This window comes from Streptomyces sp. NPDC099050 (assembly GCF_044759865.1).
Lineage (GTDB): Bacteria > Actinomycetota > Actinomycetes > Streptomycetales > Streptomycetaceae > Streptomyces.
The window spans coordinates 578,203-593,856 of sequence record NZ_JBIWAE010000001.1; the positions used below are offsets into that span (position 1 = coordinate 578,203).

The window sequence follows — 15,654 nt, forward strand, 5'->3', positions numbered from 1 at the left end:
GTGCGGGACGGGCCCGTGGGCGGTTGCCTGCGACGGCGACTGTGAGGGCGGGGCTGGGCGAGGAGCGTGGGGGCGACGGTGTCGATGGCAAGCGTGAGGGCGGCGAGGACGAGGGCGGCAAGGACCAGGGGAGCAAGGGCGAGGGCGGCAAGCGTGCGGTGCTGACGGCGCGGACGGCCGTGTGGATCAGGCGGAGGGAGGGCCGGACTCCTGCTGTTCGCCCTGCTCGCGACCCAGTTGGGGTCCCTGGTCGGCCCGACCTGAGCACTGCACCCGAGCACCGCACCCGAGGCGGCTTCCCCGTCCCGTCCCGGATCGACGGCGACCACGACCTGCGCGCCGCCGCCGGGGACGCCCCGTACCGCCGGGTCGAGTACACCGACGAGCTGCTCACGGCCGGGGGCGTCCCGGTCTGGATCCTCAGGCTCGGGGGCGTGCTGGTGATCGCCGCTCAGGCGGCCACCCTGGCCCGGCTGCGGCTGCGGCTGCGGCTGCGGCTGCGCCGCGGCCGTACGGCAGCCGTGCGGGGCCGGCCCGACGGCGAGGCGGCCTAACGGATCCCGCGCTCCGCGTGCCGACCGGCCTCCCGGGCCAGTGCGGGGGCGCAGAGCCACCAGGCGACCAGCCCGGCGCCGACGCCGGCCACCGCCCCGGCGGCGGTGTCGCTGAGCCAGTGGGCGTGCAGCCAGGTGCGGCTCCACATCATCGCCGCGATGAAGACCGCGCCGCCGATCCACCACGCCCGGCGCCGGGCGGCGGGGACGAGGAGCGCGCCGACGATGACGACGAGGAGCGCCGCACCGGCCACGTGGCCGGAGGGGAAGGAACCGTGGTCGACCCGGACCAGCGGGTTCTCCGGGCGCGGCCGGTCCACCAGGTGCTTGAGGCCCTGTACGACGAGCATGTTTCCGGCCATGTAGACGACGAGGAGGAATCCCGCCGAAACCCAGCGCCGTCGGACGAGCAGGAAGAGCAGCAGGGCGAGCGGGACGACGGCGCCCGCCGGCCCCCCGAACCAGTTCAGCAGCGCGGCCACCACGGAGGGGAACCCGTCGTGCGGTCCGCCCATCCAGGTGAGCCAGCGGTCGTCGAGCCCCTGGAAGGGCGGCCGCGTCACGTCCCTGCGGACGACGAGCGCGAGCGCGGTGGCGGATCCGAGCAGTGCGACTCCGAGGGCGAGGGTGCCGGTGCGCCTGCGGCCCCCGTCGGTCGCGGTCGCGGGTGCGGGTGCGGCGGCTTCGAGGGGTGGGCCGACGGGGATCGTGGACATGGTGGTGCTGCCTCTCGCGGAGGGTGGAAAGGGAGGGGTGAGGGGTATGAGAAGTGCAGAGGAACGGGAGCGTTGACACGTGTCACTAATGGTCGGCCGACGTGGCTATATCTAGTGCTTACACGTGTAATCAAGGAATGTAGCCATGCCCTCCTCGCACCACAAGCCCCTCGCGACCAGTAACCGGGCCGCTCGGGCACTCAGGCAGGCATCCAGGTGATCGGGCATTCAGGTGATCGGGCGTTCGTGCGCTCGGGCGGCTCAGTTCCGCGCGTCGACCCCCGGCCGGATGATCGTGATTCCGCGTCCCGGCGCCGTCCCCATTTCCGCCAGCGCGGCCGGTGCCCCGTCCAGCGGGATCGTGGAGGTGACCAGCAGGTCCGGCCGCAGCGCCCCGGAGCGGACCAGTTCCAGCATCGGCGGGTACGCGTGCGCGGCCATCCCGTGGCTGCCGAGGATCTCCAGCTCCCAGCCGATGACCCGGTCCATCGGGAATGCCGCGGCCCCCTGCGCCGCCGGAAGCAGCCCGACCTGTACGTGCCGTCCGCGTCGGCGCAGCCCGGCCACCGACGCCGCCGCCGTGGCAGGGGAACCCAGCGCGTCGAGCGACAGGTGCGCACCGCCGCGCGTGACCTCCCGTACGGCCCCGGCCGCGTCCACCCGCCCGGGATCCACGCAGTGCGCCGCCCCGAAGGACCGCGCCAGCTCCAGCGCCGCCGGCGCGGTGTCCACGGCCACCACCCGGGCTCCCGCCGCCACCGCGATCATCACCGCCGACAGCCCCACCCCGCCGCAGCCGTGTACGGCGACCCACTCGCCCGGCGCCACCCGCCCCTGCGCGACGACGGCCCGGAAGGCCGTCGCGAACCGGCAGCCCAGCCCGGCCGCCGTGTCGTACGAGAGCCCCTCGGGCACCTCCACCAGGTTGACGTCGGCATGGTCCAGGGCCACGTACTCGGCGAAGGACCCCCAGTGCGTGAATCCCGGCTGCGTCTGCCGGGCGCACACCTGGTGCTGCCCGGCGGCGCACTCGGGACAACTGCCGCAGGCGCAGACGAACGGCACCGTCACCCGGTCCCCGGTACGCCAGTTGGCGACCCCCGCCCCCACGGCCGCGACCACACCGGCCAGTTCGTGGCCGGGCACGTGCGGGAGCGTGATGTCGGGGTCGTGTCCCATCCACCCGTGCCAGTCGCTGCGGCACAGTCCCGTCGCCTCGACCCGTACGACCACGCCACCGGCGGCCGGCACCGGATCGGCCACGTTCCGTACCTCGCCGGGCTCCCCGTACCGCTCGAACACCACCGCGCGCACGCCGACCGCCTCCACTCGCCTGATCCGTCCGACCCTGCCTCACTGGTCGGCCCCGGGCACGGATGCGAAGCTGCCGGGACGACCACCACACACCATCAGGGGGACACCGTGACCCGCAAGACGACCGGCGGGACGACCGGTAGGACGATCGGCAGGACGACCCGCAAGCGCGCCGCGGCCGCCGCCGTATCCGTCCTGCTCGCCCTCACCGTCACGGCCCTCGGCGCGAGCGCGTCGGCGTACGCGGCCGCGGGCGACAAGAAGGTCGAGGTCATCAAGTAGCGGGAGAGCGTCCGGTCCGGCTCCGGGGCGGTTCGTACACTGGCGGGCATGGTAAGCCGCATCAGTGAGCTGGTCATCGACTGCGCCGAACCGGAGCGCCTCGCGGTGTTCTGGAGCGAGGCCCTCGGCTACGTGGAGCTCTCCCGGGAGGACGACGGGAGCATCGAGATCGGGCCGCCCGGCGCCGGCTTCGGCGGTCCGCAGCCCACCCTCGTGCTCAGCCCGAGCAGCGACCCGCGCAGGGGCAAGCTCCGCCTGCACATCGACGTCAGCCCGGTCGACCGGGACCAGGACGCGGAGTTGGAGCGCCTGCTCGCCCTGGGCGCCCGTCCGGCGGACGTCGGCCAGAGCGGCGCCGAGAGCTGGCACACCCTGGCCGACCCCGAAGGCAACGAGTTCTGCCTGCTGCGCACCCGCCTGAAGCCCCTGCCCTAGGGCCTGACGGAGGACCAGGCGGTGACGGTCACCTTGTCGTCGCAGAAGGCGAACACGCCGTCGTCCATGGCGATCTGGTGCTTTCCGGCGCCGAGCACGCCGATGACGAGCGTCGGGTAGGAGCCCGGAGTCGCGCCGGACGCGCAGTAGCCGTCCGCCTCGCCCTGGACCTGGACGAAGGTGAGCTTCGTCCACGCGCGGGCGCCCGGGGCCAGCATCACGCTGGCCGCGGCCGGGCCGGTTTGGGTGGTGGCCAGCGGCTTGTTCTTCTCCGGCGAGCCGTTGCCGGCCGCCGCGACCGTCGGGTACCCGTACACCTTGCAGGGGGCGGCGGAGGTGTTGGTGACGGAGACGACGGCCGCCCCGGTTCCCGTGCCCGACGGGCGGACGTCGGCCTGGTGCGCCTCGGAGACCTTGATGTCGTCGACCACGCAGGGCTTCTGCGTCCCGCCGCCGGTCCCTCCGGTCCCGCCCGAGGACGACCCACCCGCCGTGGAACCCCCGCTCCCGCCCCCGCTGGTCGTGCCGCCCTTGTCGCCGCCGCCGGGTGTGGCCTCGGCCGGCCGCGAGGCCGCGCCCGGCGCCGACGGGGCGGCGGGCGCGGCCTCGCCGCCGTCGCCGGTCGGCGTACAGCCCGTCATCAGAGCGGCGGCGGCCAGGACCGTCGCCAGGGCCGCCGCGGTCCGGCCGATGCCTGCTGTGTGCTGCATTGGGTGCTCCCCGAGGTTCACGACCGGTCCCACACCGGCACTCACGTGCACGTACACGGGCCCCTGACCCGAGCAGGTTCCCGCCGCACGCCGCTGTGGCGCTTCCGTGACGCGCCCATGACGAAGTCAGATCACCCCGCCGCCGTACAGGCCGCACACGGTGCGCCCGTGACTTCCGCCGCGTCGCCGCCCCGGGTATCCGCCCCCCTGCACCGTGTGGTCGGCCACCACCCCCTGTCAGTCCTCTGCGGCATGATGACCGCCGTGAACACCACGATGCTCATAGACGTCTGGAAGCGGCTCCTCGCCGACCCTCGCAAGTCCTGGGTCCTTTTCGAACAGGGCACTTGTGTCGTGCTGACCGCTCCGGAGGGAGAGCTTGCCGGACAGGCCACCGAAATCCTGAAGGAGTTCGGCCCGGTGCGTGCCGGATCTCCGGCAGGAGACTTCGGGGTGATCGACCGCAAGGACGCCGAGGGCTGGGTCGTCACCGGGCACCACAACGACGTCCTCACCTACGTCGGCCCCGATGAGCCGCAAGATCCGTCGGAGATCGCTGTCGGGCTCTTCGGACGTTCCAAGCGCCATCGGGACGGCACCGAACTCCGCGTCGTCCACGTCGAGGACAACCGAGGGTCGGCCGAACCGGCTTGAGCGGCCACCGGGACGTACCCCAGACGTTCTACGGGCACCAGATCGGCGAGGGCGCCCGAGAGGGCGCTCTTCCCCGAACCGGCTCCGCCGCCGATGAGCAGGGTCTGAGGCGACGAGCGCTGATTCACGTTCATGTGCGTGGTGCGTCAATCCGGGCGTCGGGCTGAGGCCGCGAGTGGAGTGGCGCCGACGGTTCGCGGAGAGCACACCAGCGTAGTCCGACGGGCGTGCGCTCGTGGTCCGTTCGTGGATTCAGCGATCCCGCACCAGGCCTCCCGGATACCGTCGGAGCGCAGTTCTGGGGCTGTCGAGGGAGGGGCGGATGCCGATGATCGCGGTGGGGTTCCGCCTGGGCCGTGCCGTCACCGGCCGGCAGGTGACGGTTCTTCTCACGGAGTCCGGTGTGCTGCACCGCTCCCACGGCGCGTACGGGCAGCCGCCCGAGCTCGAACCGCCGAAACTACCGCTGCGTCGCCCGCGTTCCGGCCAGTCGTGGAGGGACGGCGAACACATCCTGGCCGGACCGATCAGCGCTCTGCGGGAGCACCACGGAACAGCCACGGACAGGGGCTACACCGAGGTGCTCATCGCGCCCGCGTGCGTGCGCATCGACGTGGAGGAGCACCCGCCGCCTCCGACCGGCATCCCGCGGGGGCGGCCGCACCCGGAGCTGACCCACGCCTTCGTCGGGACCGCGCCCGGAACTCCACGGACCCTCGACGCTGCCGTCGACGAGTTCCGTACGGCACTCGGCCTGCCCATCCGGCAGGGGACCGCCACCCGGCAGCCCCGCCGGGCCCCCGTCCCGCTCCGGACCGACGCCATGCTGCGCACCCTCGCCCACGGCACGGCGATCACATCGCCCGAGCGCCTCCCCGTGGGCTGGAGCGTCACACCACAGGGCGTCACCCTGCGCGCCGGCCGGACGGCCGAATCCCTCGACCGTCCGGCCGTACTCGAACTACAGGCCGCGCTCACGGCCTGGCTGCGCCTCACCCAGCCGCCCGCAGGTCCGTCGGTGCCGGGCTCTGGGCGCCGGCCGTGACTGGAGGGTGAGGGTAGGACGGCGCCGGCCGCCGCCGGTCCTGCACGGCCCGCGCGGCCGCGTCCCGTTCGTCGCACCGCGCGCTGCGCCGCACGGGGTCGGCGACGCGCGGTGTCCGGCCCGCTGGCAGCCTGTCCCCGGGGCCGTGAGCGGGAGACTGCCGCCCATGGGCCTGGACTCGGTGAGGGCGGAGCTGAACGCGGTACGCCCGGCGGATTTCACCGCGGCACGGAACGCATACGTGTCCCGGGCCCGCGAGGCCGGTGACCGGGACCTCGCCGCCGCGATCTCCGGACCGCGCAAGCCGACCGTCGCGGTGTGGACCGCCGGGCTGCCGGCCCACTTCCGGCCCGAGGAGGCCCAGCAGTTCCTCCGGCTCGGCGAGGCACTGCGCGGCGCGCATCGGACGCTGGACGGCGAACAGCTGCGGAAACTGTCGCACGATCAGCATGCGGTGATCGGCGGCCTCGCGGCCACAGCCGCGCTCCCTGGCCGCCGAGGTCGGCCAGACCGTGAGCGAGCCCGTGCTCCGCGAGGTCGAGCAGATCCTCCACGCGGTCCTCGCCGACGGTGACCTCGCCGCGCGATGGGCGGCGGGTCGGCTGGCGAAGGTTCCGGATGCCGTGCTCGGCTTCACCGGTCTCGAACCGCTGCCCGGTGCTGCTCCGCCCCCGCAGGAGGCGGCGGCCCGGCCGGCCGTCCCGGAGTCGGACCGGATGCCCTGATCGATTCAGGCCGAACGAGAGGTGGCGGCGTCGGCCAGTCTCGCGCGGGCGGCGGCCCTGACCTCCGTGGTCTCCATCGGGTCGTCGCGCAGTGTCGCGATCCGCTCCCGGGTCTCCGGGTGGTCCGGTGCGTGGGCGATGCCCAGCAGCCGGGTCCGTTCCTCGCAGTCCCAGAGGGACTCGGTACGGGTGGTGTCCAGGTTGGAGGGGTCGATGGCGGCGAGCGCCCGCAGGTAGTCGGCCCGCTCGTAGGAGTGCGGGGTGTGCAGCCACAGCCGGCGCAGCACCGGGGCCGCTTCGGCGGCGGCGGTGCCGAAGAGGGCCAGCCGGTTCGCCGTCACGTCGGGGCCGCACCAATCCTCGTTCCGCCACTGCTCGGAGAGTTCCGCCAGGAGCCCCGGCAGTGCCTCGGGGCCGGGATGATCGGCCAGGACGTCCTTTCCCATCGAGGACAACCACTCGCGTTCGTCCGATGCCCACTCCCGGGCGGCCGGCACCGCGCGGGGTCCGAGGCGTTCGACGGCCCGCCGGAGCCGGGGGAGCGGTCTGCGGCCGTCCGCGGTGCCGAGTGAGGGAACCAGGGGGATCAGGGCCTCGGTGGGCTCCCGGACGTTGAGCGCCCGCAGTGCGTCGATCTTCGTGTGGCTGTCGGTGCCGTCGGTGCCGTCGGCGGCCAGCAGGGCGAGCAGTTCCTCTTCGCTCAGAGCCTCCAGTGACGGCCGCGGAGCGAACGGGGAATCCCGCACCTCGATTCCGAACCGGGTCCAGACCTCGGAAGACGACGGAAGGTGTTCCTCCCCGCCGATCCGGCTCCGCGCGACGTCGCCCAGATCGTCCCACCACTCGGTCGGCCACTCCGTCGAAACCGATTCCAGTACGCGGACCCAGTGCTCGCCCTCCCGGACGTACGCCCGAAGCCCCTCACGGGCTTCCTCCGAGCCGGCCAGGGCCAGCAGCTCGAGCACCGAGGAGGCACGCGACCACTCCTCCTCGCTCCCCGCGAGCTGATCGACGACCGGCGTCGGCGACAGTCCCAAGTCCCGGATCAGCCGGGCCTGGTAAAGGGAGCGGGAGTCCGACTGGTCCCACTTCCAGTCCCGCCGGATCCCGTCGTACACGAACGGTGCGGCGGCCGCCGGGGTCTGCGCGGCGCGTACCGCGCCCAGGCCGCGGCCGCGCTGCAGCAGCCCTTCAAGGCAGTCGGGGGCGGCACGGAGCGGTGTACGGGTCTCGTCGTCATGGCTCATCACCCCGCACCCTGCCCGACCAGGGAGGCGGCCGTCCACGCGATATCGCCGCCCAGCTTCACAACACCTCTGGCCCTTCAGCCCTTGGCGCGGCTCAGGGTCAGGTCCGCCAGGGCCTCGGGCGCGCCCGGCTGGTCGCGGATGCCGGGGAAGGCGTTGACGTCCACGATGAGGGGGGAACCGTCGGCCGTGGCGATGATGTCGACGCCGTAGACGTCCAGTGCGTAGAGCTCGCCGACCCGGCGGGTCAGATCGGCCCATCCCTCCGGGAGGCGGGTCAGGGTCAGGGTCGGGCCGCGGCCTTCCGGGGAGAGTTCCGAACGGCGCAGGGCCGCGAAGACACGGTCTCCGATCGCCCAGAGTTTGTGGTCCCAGCCGTTGTTCGGGGCGAAGTCCTGGACCACCACCGGCTCGTCGGGCCAGCACTCCGCCAACTCCCCGAGGCGGACGCTGTCGTCGACACGCGCCACGAGGTCCTCGCGGCGGCTGTGGCGGCTCTTGACGACGACGGGGGAGCCCAGCGAGACCCCGGCGGCCCACGGCCCGAGCGCGCCGACGGTACGGGTTCCCGCGAACGGCAGCCCGGCCCGGACCGCCAGCTCCGCCATCAGGGTGCGGTCCTGGCAGAGCGTGGTCGCCGCGGCGGAGTTCACCACCGGCGCCCCGAGCCGCTCCAGGCGCCGGGCCAGTTCCAGGCCGGCCGGGGTGTGTGCCTTGAGGAGGTACGCGTCCGCCGGGGCTTCGGGGGCCGCGTCCGGTGCGCCGGGATCCAGCAGCTCCACTCCGTGCCCGGCGGCCCGGAGGAGTCCGGCCGTCGCCGAGAGCAGCGGGTGCCCGGGGTTGTCCGTGATCACACCGATCCTCATACGGGCTCTCCCGTGGGGGCCGCCGGTGCCACCGCCACCGGTGCCACCGCCACCGGTGCCACCGCCGCCGGTGCCACCGCCACCGGAGCCACGGCCGCCGTGGCCTGGACGGGGATCGACATGGTCCGACCGGGCCAGTGCGCGAGGGCGGACCCGGCTTCGGGGCAGGGCCGTGAACCGGCGCCCCGCGCGAGGCCCAGTACCGCGCGGGCCACCCGGGCCGCCGCGTCGGGGACCTGACGGAAGCTCGGGAAGTCGTTCACGTCCACGACCACCGGCCCGTCGGGCCCCAGCAGCACGTCCACCCCGTACAGGTCGAGGCCGTAGACCTCCCCGACCCGCGCGCCGATCTCCGCGATCTCCGCGGACAGCGGGACGAGGCGCTCCGGGACGGAGGTGTCCGGATGCAGGGGAGAGCGGCGTTCCGTGGCGAAGAGCTCCCCGCCGACGGCGTACACCTTGAGGTCGGTGCCCGAGTTCGGGACGTACGGCTGGGCGACGAGCATGCCCTCGCCGGCCAGTTCGGGGAGCATCGCGGCCAGCCGCTCCGGCGAGGGGACCAGGTGGACGGCGCGCCCGGAGCTGCCGTCGGCGGGTTTGACGACCAGCGGGTACTCCGTCGCCGGGATCTGCGCCAGCAGCTCCGGCCGGGCCGCCGCGTAGGTCGGCGGCAGCGGCAGTCCGCGGCCGCGCCCGATGGCGGCGGCCAGCGCCTTGTCCCGTACGCCCCGGATCGCGCGGGCGTCGTTGACGGTGGTCGCCCCGGCCGCGGCGGCGGCTTCGAGCAGGGTCAGACCGGGGCCGCCGGACACCGTCTTGAGGACCCAGGCGTCATGGGTTCCGGCATCCACGGCCTCGCTCATCCTCAGCAGCGAACCCCCGGGCCGCAGCACGTCCACCCGGTGGCCCCAGGCCTTCAGTTGCCGGACCACCTCGTTCGGCATGCCGTCGTGCCGATAGTGCTCCTCCACCAGGAAGCAGAGCCTCATGGACCTTCCCCATATTCCCCGGACGTCCGCCGATCCCGTCCGGCGAGTTGTGACGTCACAGGATGTCATGGTCCGCAATGTGATGATCGGTCCCTGTGCGCGGCAACCCGCAAGGACGCCGCGAGGGGGCGGGTTTCGCGTCCCGTCGTCGTCCGGTCGTCGTCCGGTTGCGGCCCGCCGGTCGTCCGTCCGCCGCCCGTCCGCAGTCCGCCCGCCGTCCGACCACCGAGACGCGGGTGGACCGGGTGGCGCGAGCTCGCGATTTCCCTTCCGGCCAAAGTGCTACAGAAGGACCCTTACCGGTCGCGGTTGAGTGGAAAACTTGTCAGGGGCTGCCCAAAGCGATCAACAACTCTCCTATAGTGAGGCCTCGTTGCCAGGAACCTTCTCCTCCATTTACGCCCGGTATGAGGCTTTGATTGATGACGGCGTCGCCCTCCCCCCTTCGCCCCTCCGCGCTGGCCCTGCTGATCACCGCAGTCGCCGGCGGCGCGCTCACCACGGCGGCGGTGGCCGCGGCCCCGTCGTCCATCGCCACCGCCCTCGGCTGGTTCGCCGGCGCGGGCGTTCTGTTGCTCGCGGTATCGGCCTTCGCCGTGACCTGGTGCATGCGCACCTCCCGGGTCCAGCGCGGCCGGATCACCGCGCTGGCCGCCGAACTGGCCGCCCGTGACGGGCACATCGCCCGGCTGATCGCCGACGCGACCCGTGACGCGGCCGCGCACACCGCCGAACGCTCCCGCCTCACCGGCGAACACGCCGCCGTACTCGACCGGCTGACGGCCGAGCACGCCGCCGTGCTGGAGCACCTGACGGGCACGCACTCCGCCGAACTCGACGGACTGGCCGCCGCCCAGAACGCCTCCCGCGAACGGCTCGGCGCGGAGCTGCGCCGAGCCGAGTCGGGCCGGGCCGCCGCCATGGCCGCGGCCGCCAACGCCGCCGGCCGGATGCAGGCCCTGGCCACGGGGATGCTCGCCGACCTGCGCGACATGGAGCACCGGCACGCCGACGAGAACGTCCTCGGCGACCTGCTCCACCTCGACCACCGCACCGCCCAGGCCGGCCGCCTCGCCGACTCCATCGCCGTGCTGACCGGGGCCCGTTCGGGGCGCCGCTGGGCCAAGCCGATCGTCATGGAGTCGATCCTGCGCGGCGCGATGGGCCGCATCGGCGGCTACCAGCGGGTCAGGCTCCACTCCACCAGCGACGCCGCCGTCGCCGGGCACGCGGCCGAGGGTGTCATGCACGCACTCGCCGAACTCCTCGACAACGCGGCCAACTTCTCCCCGCCCACCGCCGAAGTCCACGTCTACGTCGAGGAGGTGCCGTCGGGGATCGTCATCACCGTCGAGGACAGCGGCCTCGTCATGAGCGAGGTCCAGCTGCGCCGCGCCGAACAGGCCGTGACCGCCGCCTCCCTGGACCTGGCCGGACTGTCCGGGACCCGGCTCGGCCTCGCCGTCGTCGGCCGGCTCGCCCGCAAGCACGGACTGACCGTCTCCTTCCGGCCCTCCGCCCGCGGCGGTACGGGCGCCCTGATGATGCTCCCGCAGGAGCTGATCAGCCGCACGCCCGGCGAGACCCCCGCCGCGCCGCTCGCCATCCCGGCGCAGCCGTCCGCCCCGGCCGCGCCGCGGGCACCCGCCGCGTCCGCCGCTCCCGCCGGGTCCGAGCCCGAGGCCGTGCACGACACCGCCGCCGGTCAGGAAGACACCGTCCGCGCGCAGGACCGTACGGCGATGGACGACGGGACCGCGGTCCCCGGCGCGGCCGGCCCGGGCACCGGCACCGGAGAAGGCGCCGACTCCGAATCCACCGGCGAGCACCCGCACTTCGGCGACAGCGGCCTGCCCCAGCGCCGTCGCGGCCGGACCCTGGCCGCCGCCCACCCCGAGGGCGCCGACGGCGCGGCCACCGATCCCCGCACGGCCCCGGCCACCGGCTCCGCCCCCGGCGGCGCGTCCCGGTCGGCCGCGCGGTTCGGCAGCTTCCGCCAGGCCGTACGGGGCACCGGGACACCGGGCGCGGCAGACGCCGGAGCCCCGGGCGGCCCCGGCGAAGAGCAGCAGCCCGCGCACACCACAGACCCGGAAGGCAACACGCGATCATGACCGGCTTCACCACCGACGAGACGCTCAACTGGCTCCTGGAAGGCCTCCTGGAGCGCACACCGGGCGCCCGCCACGCCCTCGTGCTCTCCCGCGACGGCCTCAAGCTGTGCCGCACGCCCGAGCTCTCCGTCGACCAGGCCGACCAGCTCGCCGCGATCGCCGCCGGCATCCAGAGCCTGTCCCACGGGGCGTCCATCGAGTTCGGCGACGGCACCGGCGGAGTCCGCTCGGCCATGGCCGAGTTCTACGGCGGGATCCTGTTCATCGTCGAGGCCGGCGAGGGCGCGCACCTGGCGCTCGTGGCCAACGAGGACGCCGACGCCGGACTGGTCGGCCACAACATGTCCGAACTGGTCGAGCAGCTCGGCGAACACCTCATCGCCAGGCCCCGGGGATGAGCCGGACCCGGCCGGGCCGGGACGATTCGCCGGACCGGCTCTACACCCTCACCGGTGGCCGCAGCCGCTCCGGATCCGATGTCTTCGACCTGGTCACCCTGGTCGTCGCCGAAAGCGATCCGGTGCCCGGCATGCAGTCCGAGCACGCTGCGATCCTGCGCATGTGCCAGTTCCCGACGGCCGTCGTGGAGATCGCGGCCGAGCTCGGACTGCCGGTGTCGATCGTACGGATCCTGCTGGCCGACCTGCTCGCCACCGGACGGATCCGCGCCCGGCACCCGCGTACGGCGAACTCGGCGTACAGCTTTACCGACCCCGACATCCTGGAGCAGGTGCTCGTTGGACTCCGCAATCTCTGACGCGACGATCCCCGAATCCGCGTCGCCGACCCCGGCCGGCGAGTACCGGGCCTCCGAGTACCGGGCCACCGAACCGGCCCGGCCCCGCCAGGCACTGCGCAGCACGGCCGACAACGGGCTGAAGATCGTCATCGTGGGCGGTTTCGGCGTCGGCAAGACCACGATGGTCCGCTCGGTCAGCGAGATCCGCCCGCTGAACACCGAAGAGACCATGACCAAGGCCGGCGAGGCCGTGGACGACACCCACGGGATCGCCGGGAAGAGCGCCACCACCGTGGCCTTCGACTTCGGGCGCATCACCCTCGACGCCCGCAACGTGCTCTACCTGTTCGGCGCCCCCGGCCAGGAGCGGTTCTGGTTCCTGTGGGACCGGCTCTTCTCCGGCACCCTCGGCGCGGTCGTCCTCGTCGACACCCGGCGCCTGGCGGATTCCTGGTACGCCATCGACCGGCTCGAACACCACGGCACGCCCTTCGTCGTGGCCTGCAACGACTTCGGCGGCCCCGAGCACACCCCGGAGCAGATCCGCGCCGCCCTGGACCTGCCCGACGCCATCCCGCTGGTGTTCTGCGACGCCCGCTCCCGGGAGTCCAGCAAGCAGGTCCTGATCTCCCTCGTCCAGCACCTCCAGACGGCCGCGCTGTCGAGCAACCGACCGAGTCTCCAGCAGAGCCCCCTGTCCCAGACCCCGGAGCCCACCCCGTGACCTGCCCCGCCGCCCCCGAGCACCAGCCCGTCTACCTCGGCGGCCCCCGGTTCCAGACCGACCCCGCCGAGCTGTACCGCGAGATGCGGCGCGACCACGGCGCCGTCGCCCCGGTCGTCCTCGACGGGGACGTACCGGCCTGGCTGGTCCTCGGCTACCGCGAACTGCACCAGGTCACCAGCGACCCCGTGCTGTTCTCCCGGGACTCCGAGCTGTGGAACCAGTGGGAGCGCATCCCCGCCGACTGGCCGCTGCTCCCGATGATCGGCCGGCGCCAGCCGTCGATCCTCTACACCGTCGGCGAACGCCACCGCGAGCGGGCCGCGGTCATCTCCGAGGCCCTCGAAGCCGTCGACCCCTTCGAACTCAAGGGGCACGCCGAGCGGTTCGCCGACGAGCTGATCGACGAACTGTGCGGCAAGGGTTCCTGCGACATCGTGGGGGAGTACGCGATGCTGCTCCCGCTGCGCGTCCTCGCCCGCCTCTACGGGTTCTCCGACGCGCAGGGCCCCGGACTCGTGCGCGCCATGAACGACATGATCAACGGGCGGGAGGGCGCCCTGGAAGGCCAGCAGCACCTCGCCGAGTCGATGTTCGCCCTGCTCTCCGCCAAACTCTCCGAGCCCGGCCCCGACGTGGTCTCGCGGATGCTCGCCAACCGGTCCGGCTTCACCGTGGAGGAGGTCGCCCAGGACCTCATGGTCATGATGGCCGCGGGCCACCAGCCCACCGCCGACTGGATCGGCAACTCCCTGCGCCTCATGCTCACCGACGACCGCTTCGCCGCCTCCCTCGCGGGTGGCCGGCACAGCGTCGGCGAGGCCATGAACGAGGTGCTGTGGGAGGACACCCCCACCCAGAACGTGGCCGGCCGCTGGACCTCGCGCGACACCCACCTGGGCGGACAGCGCATCGCCGGCGGGGACCTCGTCCTGCTCGGCATCGGCGCCGCCAACACCGACCCGCACGTACGCACCGACGCCGGCGAACTGACCGGCGGCAACAACGCCTTCTTCTCCTTCGGGCACGGCGAACACCGCTGCCCCTTCCCCGCGCAGGAGGTCGCCGAGGTCATCGCGCGCACCGGCATCGAGGTGCTCCTCGACCGGCTGCCCGACGTGGACCTCGCCGTACCCGCCGGGGACCTGTCCCGCCGCCCCTCGCCCTGGCTGCGCGGCCTCACCACGCTTCCCGTGACCTACACCCCGACCCCCGCCCTTGGAGCCACCCGATGACCTGCCCGATCGACCACTCCGGCCCCGCGGCCATCGTCCTGGACCCCTTCGTCGCCGACCTCGAGGCCGAGAGCGCCGCACTGCGCGCCGCGGGTCCCCTGGTCCAGGTCGTCCTCCCCGGTGACGTGTCGGTGTACGCCGTCACGCACCACGCCGAGGCCCGCAAGCTGCTCACCGATCCCCGGATCGTCAAGGACATCGACGTGTGGGGCGCCTGGCAGCGCGGCGAGATCCCGATGGACTGGCCGCTGATCGGCCTCGCCAACCCCGGCCGCTCGATGCTCACCGTGGACGGCGAGGACCACCGCCGGCTGCGCACCCTGGTCGCGCAGGCCCTGACCGTACGCCGGGTCGAGAAGCTGCGCGCCGGCATCGAGGCGCTCACCACCGGGATGCTGGACAAGCTGGCCGCGCTGCCGGCCGGCGAGACCGTCGACCTCAAGGCGCAGTTCGCGTACCCGCTGCCGATGAACGTCATCAGCGACCTGATGGGCGTCGACGCCGAGGAACACCCGCGGCTGAAGGCGCTGTTCGAGAAGTTCTTCTCGACGCAGACGCTGCCCGAGGAGGTGCCGCAGATGATGGCGGACCTCGGCGCGCTGTTCTCCCGCATCGTCGAGGCCAAGCGCGAGAACCCGGGCGACGACCTCACCAGCGCCCTCATCGAGGCCTCGGAGGACGGTGACCACCTCACCACCGAGGAGATCACCAACACCCTCCAGCTGATCGTCGCCGCCGGTCACGAGACCACCATCAGCCTGATCGTCAACGCGGTCGTCGCCCTGGAGACCCACCCGGTCCAGCGCGACCTGGTCCTCAAGGGCGAGGTCTCCTGGGAGAACGTGATCGAGGAGACCCTGCGCTGGTCCAGCCCCACCTCGCACGTCCTGATCCGCTTCGCCACCGAGGACGTGGAGGTCGGCGACCGGATCCTGCCCAAGGGCGAGGGCCTGATCGTCTCCTTCGGCGCGCTCGGCCGCGACGAGGCCCAGTTCGGCGAGACGGCGGGGGAGTTCGACGCCGCCCGCACCCCGAACCGGCACATCTCCTTCGGTCACGGCCCGCACGTCTGCCCCGGCGCGGCCCTCTCCCGCCTGGAGGCCTTGGTGGCCCTCCCGGCCCTCTACGCCCGCTTCCCGGACCTCACCCTGGCCGTCCCGCCGGCGGAGCTCCGCAACAAGCCGATCCTCACCCAGAACGACCTCTTCGACCTCCCGGTCCGCCTGGCCTGACCGCCGGGTGCCCCGCCCCCTCGGTGCAGGAGGGGGCGGGGGCAGTCGTTTTAATCGGATGTGCTGACGGGGC

General features: G+C 73.3%; 18 protein-coding genes. 12 read left to right on the forward strand and 6 right to left on the reverse strand.

Annotated elements, in window-relative coordinates:
- Window positions 1-41 precede the first annotated feature (41 nt).
- Window positions 42-554, forward strand: coding sequence for a hypothetical protein (locus ACIQV3_RS02495; RefSeq protein ID WP_403708929.1), 513 nt, complete (start codon window positions 42-44; stop codon window positions 552-554).
- Here the strand turns inward: ACIQV3_RS02495 and ACIQV3_RS02500 are convergent.
- Window positions 551-1,270 carry a phosphatase PAP2 family protein gene (locus ACIQV3_RS02500; protein WP_403708931.1) on the reverse strand — a complete coding sequence of 240 codons (720 nt, stop codon included), beginning with the start codon at window positions 1,268-1,270 and terminating at the stop codon, window positions 551-553. The genes ACIQV3_RS02495 and ACIQV3_RS02500 overlap by 4 nt on opposite strands.
- Window positions 1,271-1,531: 261 nt before the next feature.
- The gene (locus tag ACIQV3_RS02505; RefSeq protein WP_403708933.1) at window positions 1,532-2,584 is read right to left on the reverse strand and encodes a zinc-dependent alcohol dehydrogenase family protein; all 1,053 of its coding nucleotides are present in this window, start codon (window positions 2,582-2,584) and stop codon (window positions 1,532-1,534) included.
- 108 nt (window positions 2,585-2,692) lie between these two features.
- On the opposite strand from ACIQV3_RS02505, the gene ACIQV3_RS02510 reads away from it, so the two are divergent.
- Together ACIQV3_RS02510 and ACIQV3_RS02515 are read left to right on the forward strand one after the other, a co-directional pair.
- Window positions 2,693-2,866: a hypothetical protein gene (locus tag ACIQV3_RS02510; RefSeq protein WP_403708935.1), complete on the forward strand. Its 174-nt coding sequence runs from the start codon at window positions 2,693-2,695 to the stop codon at window positions 2,864-2,866.
- A gap of 48 nt (window positions 2,867-2,914) precedes the next feature.
- Entirely contained in the window at window positions 2,915-3,301 is a 387-nt protein-coding gene (locus ACIQV3_RS02515) for a VOC family protein (RefSeq protein WP_403708937.1), read from the forward strand.
- Here the strand turns inward: ACIQV3_RS02515 and ACIQV3_RS02520 are convergent.
- Window positions 3,298-4,011, reverse strand: coding sequence for a DUF4232 domain-containing protein (locus tag ACIQV3_RS02520; RefSeq protein ID WP_403708938.1), 714 nt, complete (start codon window positions 4,009-4,011; stop codon window positions 3,298-3,300). The genes ACIQV3_RS02515 and ACIQV3_RS02520 overlap by 4 nt on opposite strands.
- A 252-nt stretch (window positions 4,012-4,263) precedes the next feature.
- On the opposite strand from ACIQV3_RS02520, the gene ACIQV3_RS02525 reads away from it, so the two are divergent.
- The 3 genes from ACIQV3_RS02525 to ACIQV3_RS02535 all read left to right on the forward strand — a co-directional run bounded on the left by ACIQV3_RS02525 (window position 4,264) and on the right by ACIQV3_RS02535 (window position 6,435).
- Entirely contained in the window at window positions 4,264-4,665 is a 402-nt protein-coding gene (locus ACIQV3_RS02525) for a hypothetical protein (protein ID WP_403709160.1), read from the forward strand.
- A 322-nt stretch (window positions 4,666-4,987) separates the two neighbouring features.
- Window positions 4,988-5,710 (forward strand): hypothetical protein, encoded by a 723-nt coding sequence (locus ACIQV3_RS02530; protein WP_403708940.1) that lies wholly within the window; start codon window positions 4,988-4,990, stop codon window positions 5,708-5,710.
- 512 nt (window positions 5,711-6,222) lie between these two features.
- Window positions 6,223-6,435: a hypothetical protein gene (locus ACIQV3_RS02535; RefSeq protein WP_403708942.1), complete on the forward strand. Its 213-nt coding sequence runs from the start codon at window positions 6,223-6,225 to the stop codon at window positions 6,433-6,435.
- A gap of 5 nt (window positions 6,436-6,440) precedes the next feature.
- Here the strand turns inward: ACIQV3_RS02535 and ACIQV3_RS02540 are convergent, their stop codons facing one another.
- The 3 genes from ACIQV3_RS02540 to ACIQV3_RS02550 all read right to left on the reverse strand — a co-directional run bounded on the left by ACIQV3_RS02540 (window position 6,441) and on the right by ACIQV3_RS02550 (window position 9,537).
- A complete protein-coding gene (locus ACIQV3_RS02540) occupies window positions 6,441-7,682 on the reverse strand; it encodes a hypothetical protein (RefSeq protein WP_403708944.1) in 1,242 nt (413 codons plus the stop codon).
- A 77-nt stretch (window positions 7,683-7,759) separates the two neighbouring features.
- Entirely contained in the window at window positions 7,760-8,548 is a 789-nt protein-coding gene (locus ACIQV3_RS02545; protein WP_403708946.1) for a RimK family alpha-L-glutamate ligase, read from the reverse strand.
- Window positions 8,545-9,537 carry a RimK family alpha-L-glutamate ligase gene (locus tag ACIQV3_RS02550; RefSeq protein WP_403708948.1) on the reverse strand — a complete coding sequence of 331 codons (993 nt, stop codon included), beginning with the start codon at window positions 9,535-9,537 and terminating at the stop codon, window positions 8,545-8,547. The genes ACIQV3_RS02545 and ACIQV3_RS02550 overlap by 4 nt, the downstream gene beginning before the upstream one ends.
- 422 nt (window positions 9,538-9,959) lie before the next feature.
- On the opposite strand from ACIQV3_RS02550, the gene ACIQV3_RS02555 reads away from it, so the two are divergent.
- From ACIQV3_RS02555 to ACIQV3_RS02580, 6 genes are read left to right on the forward strand one after another with little or no spacing between them, the layout of a single operon-like run.
- Window positions 9,960-11,651 (forward strand): sensor histidine kinase, encoded by a 1,692-nt coding sequence (locus ACIQV3_RS02555; protein WP_403708949.1) that lies wholly within the window; start codon window positions 9,960-9,962, stop codon window positions 11,649-11,651.
- Complete coding sequence (locus tag ACIQV3_RS02560) at window positions 11,648-12,049, forward strand: roadblock/LC7 domain-containing protein (RefSeq protein ID WP_112451677.1); 402 nt, start codon at window positions 11,648-11,650, stop codon at window positions 12,047-12,049. Before ACIQV3_RS02555 ends, ACIQV3_RS02560 begins: the two co-directional genes overlap by 4 nt.
- Window positions 12,046-12,408, forward strand: coding sequence for a DUF742 domain-containing protein (locus tag ACIQV3_RS02565; RefSeq protein ID WP_266875153.1), 363 nt, complete (start codon window positions 12,046-12,048; stop codon window positions 12,406-12,408). Before ACIQV3_RS02560 ends, ACIQV3_RS02565 begins: the two co-directional genes overlap by 4 nt.
- A complete protein-coding gene (locus ACIQV3_RS02570) occupies window positions 12,389-13,114 on the forward strand; it encodes a GTP-binding protein (protein ID WP_403708952.1) in 726 nt (241 codons plus the stop codon). Before ACIQV3_RS02565 ends, ACIQV3_RS02570 begins: the two co-directional genes overlap by 20 nt.
- Window positions 13,111-14,349, forward strand: a complete 1,239-nt coding sequence (locus tag ACIQV3_RS02575; protein WP_403708954.1) for a cytochrome P450 — start codon at window positions 13,111-13,113, stop codon at window positions 14,347-14,349. Before ACIQV3_RS02570 ends, ACIQV3_RS02575 begins: the two co-directional genes overlap by 4 nt.
- Window positions 14,346-15,581: a cytochrome P450 gene (locus tag ACIQV3_RS02580; protein ID WP_403708956.1), complete on the forward strand. Its 1,236-nt coding sequence runs from the start codon at window positions 14,346-14,348 to the stop codon at window positions 15,579-15,581. Before ACIQV3_RS02575 ends, ACIQV3_RS02580 begins: the two co-directional genes overlap by 4 nt.
- Window positions 15,582-15,654 lie beyond the last annotated feature (73 nt).

Coding starts and splice junctions, on each gene's coding strand:
- ACIQV3_RS02560 (WP_112451677.1), top strand. CDS start 11,648: ATGACCGGCTTCACCACCGACGAGACGCTCAACTGGCTCCTGGAAGGC.
- ACIQV3_RS02515 (WP_403708937.1), top strand. CDS start 2,915: ATGGTAAGCCGCATCAGTGAGCTGGTCATCGACTGCGCCGAACCGGAG.
- ACIQV3_RS02545 (WP_403708946.1), bottom strand. CDS start 8,548: ATGAGGATCGGTGTGATCACGGACAACCCCGGGCACCCGCTGCTCTCG.
- ACIQV3_RS02550 (WP_403708948.1), bottom strand. CDS start 9,537: ATGAGGCTCTGCTTCCTGGTGGAGGAGCACTATCGGCACGACGGCATG.
- ACIQV3_RS02500 (WP_403708931.1), bottom strand. CDS start 1,270: ATGTCCACGATCCCCGTCGGCCCACCCCTCGAAGCCGCCGCACCCGCA.
- ACIQV3_RS02540 (WP_403708944.1), bottom strand. CDS start 7,682: ATGAGCCATGACGACGAGACCCGTACACCGCTCCGTGCCGCCCCCGAC.
- ACIQV3_RS02525 (WP_403709160.1), top strand. CDS start 4,264: ATGATGACCGCCGTGAACACCACGATGCTCATAGACGTCTGGAAGCGG.
- ACIQV3_RS02565 (WP_266875153.1), top strand. CDS start 12,046: ATGAGCCGGACCCGGCCGGGCCGGGACGATTCGCCGGACCGGCTCTAC.
- ACIQV3_RS02530 (WP_403708940.1), top strand. CDS start 4,988: ATGCCGATGATCGCGGTGGGGTTCCGCCTGGGCCGTGCCGTCACCGGC.
- ACIQV3_RS02555 (WP_403708949.1), top strand. CDS start 9,960: ATGACGGCGTCGCCCTCCCCCCTTCGCCCCTCCGCGCTGGCCCTGCTG.
- ACIQV3_RS02580 (WP_403708956.1), top strand. CDS start 14,346: ATGACCTGCCCGATCGACCACTCCGGCCCCGCGGCCATCGTCCTGGAC.
- ACIQV3_RS02520 (WP_403708938.1), bottom strand. CDS start 4,011: ATGCAGCACACAGCAGGCATCGGCCGGACCGCGGCGGCCCTGGCGACG.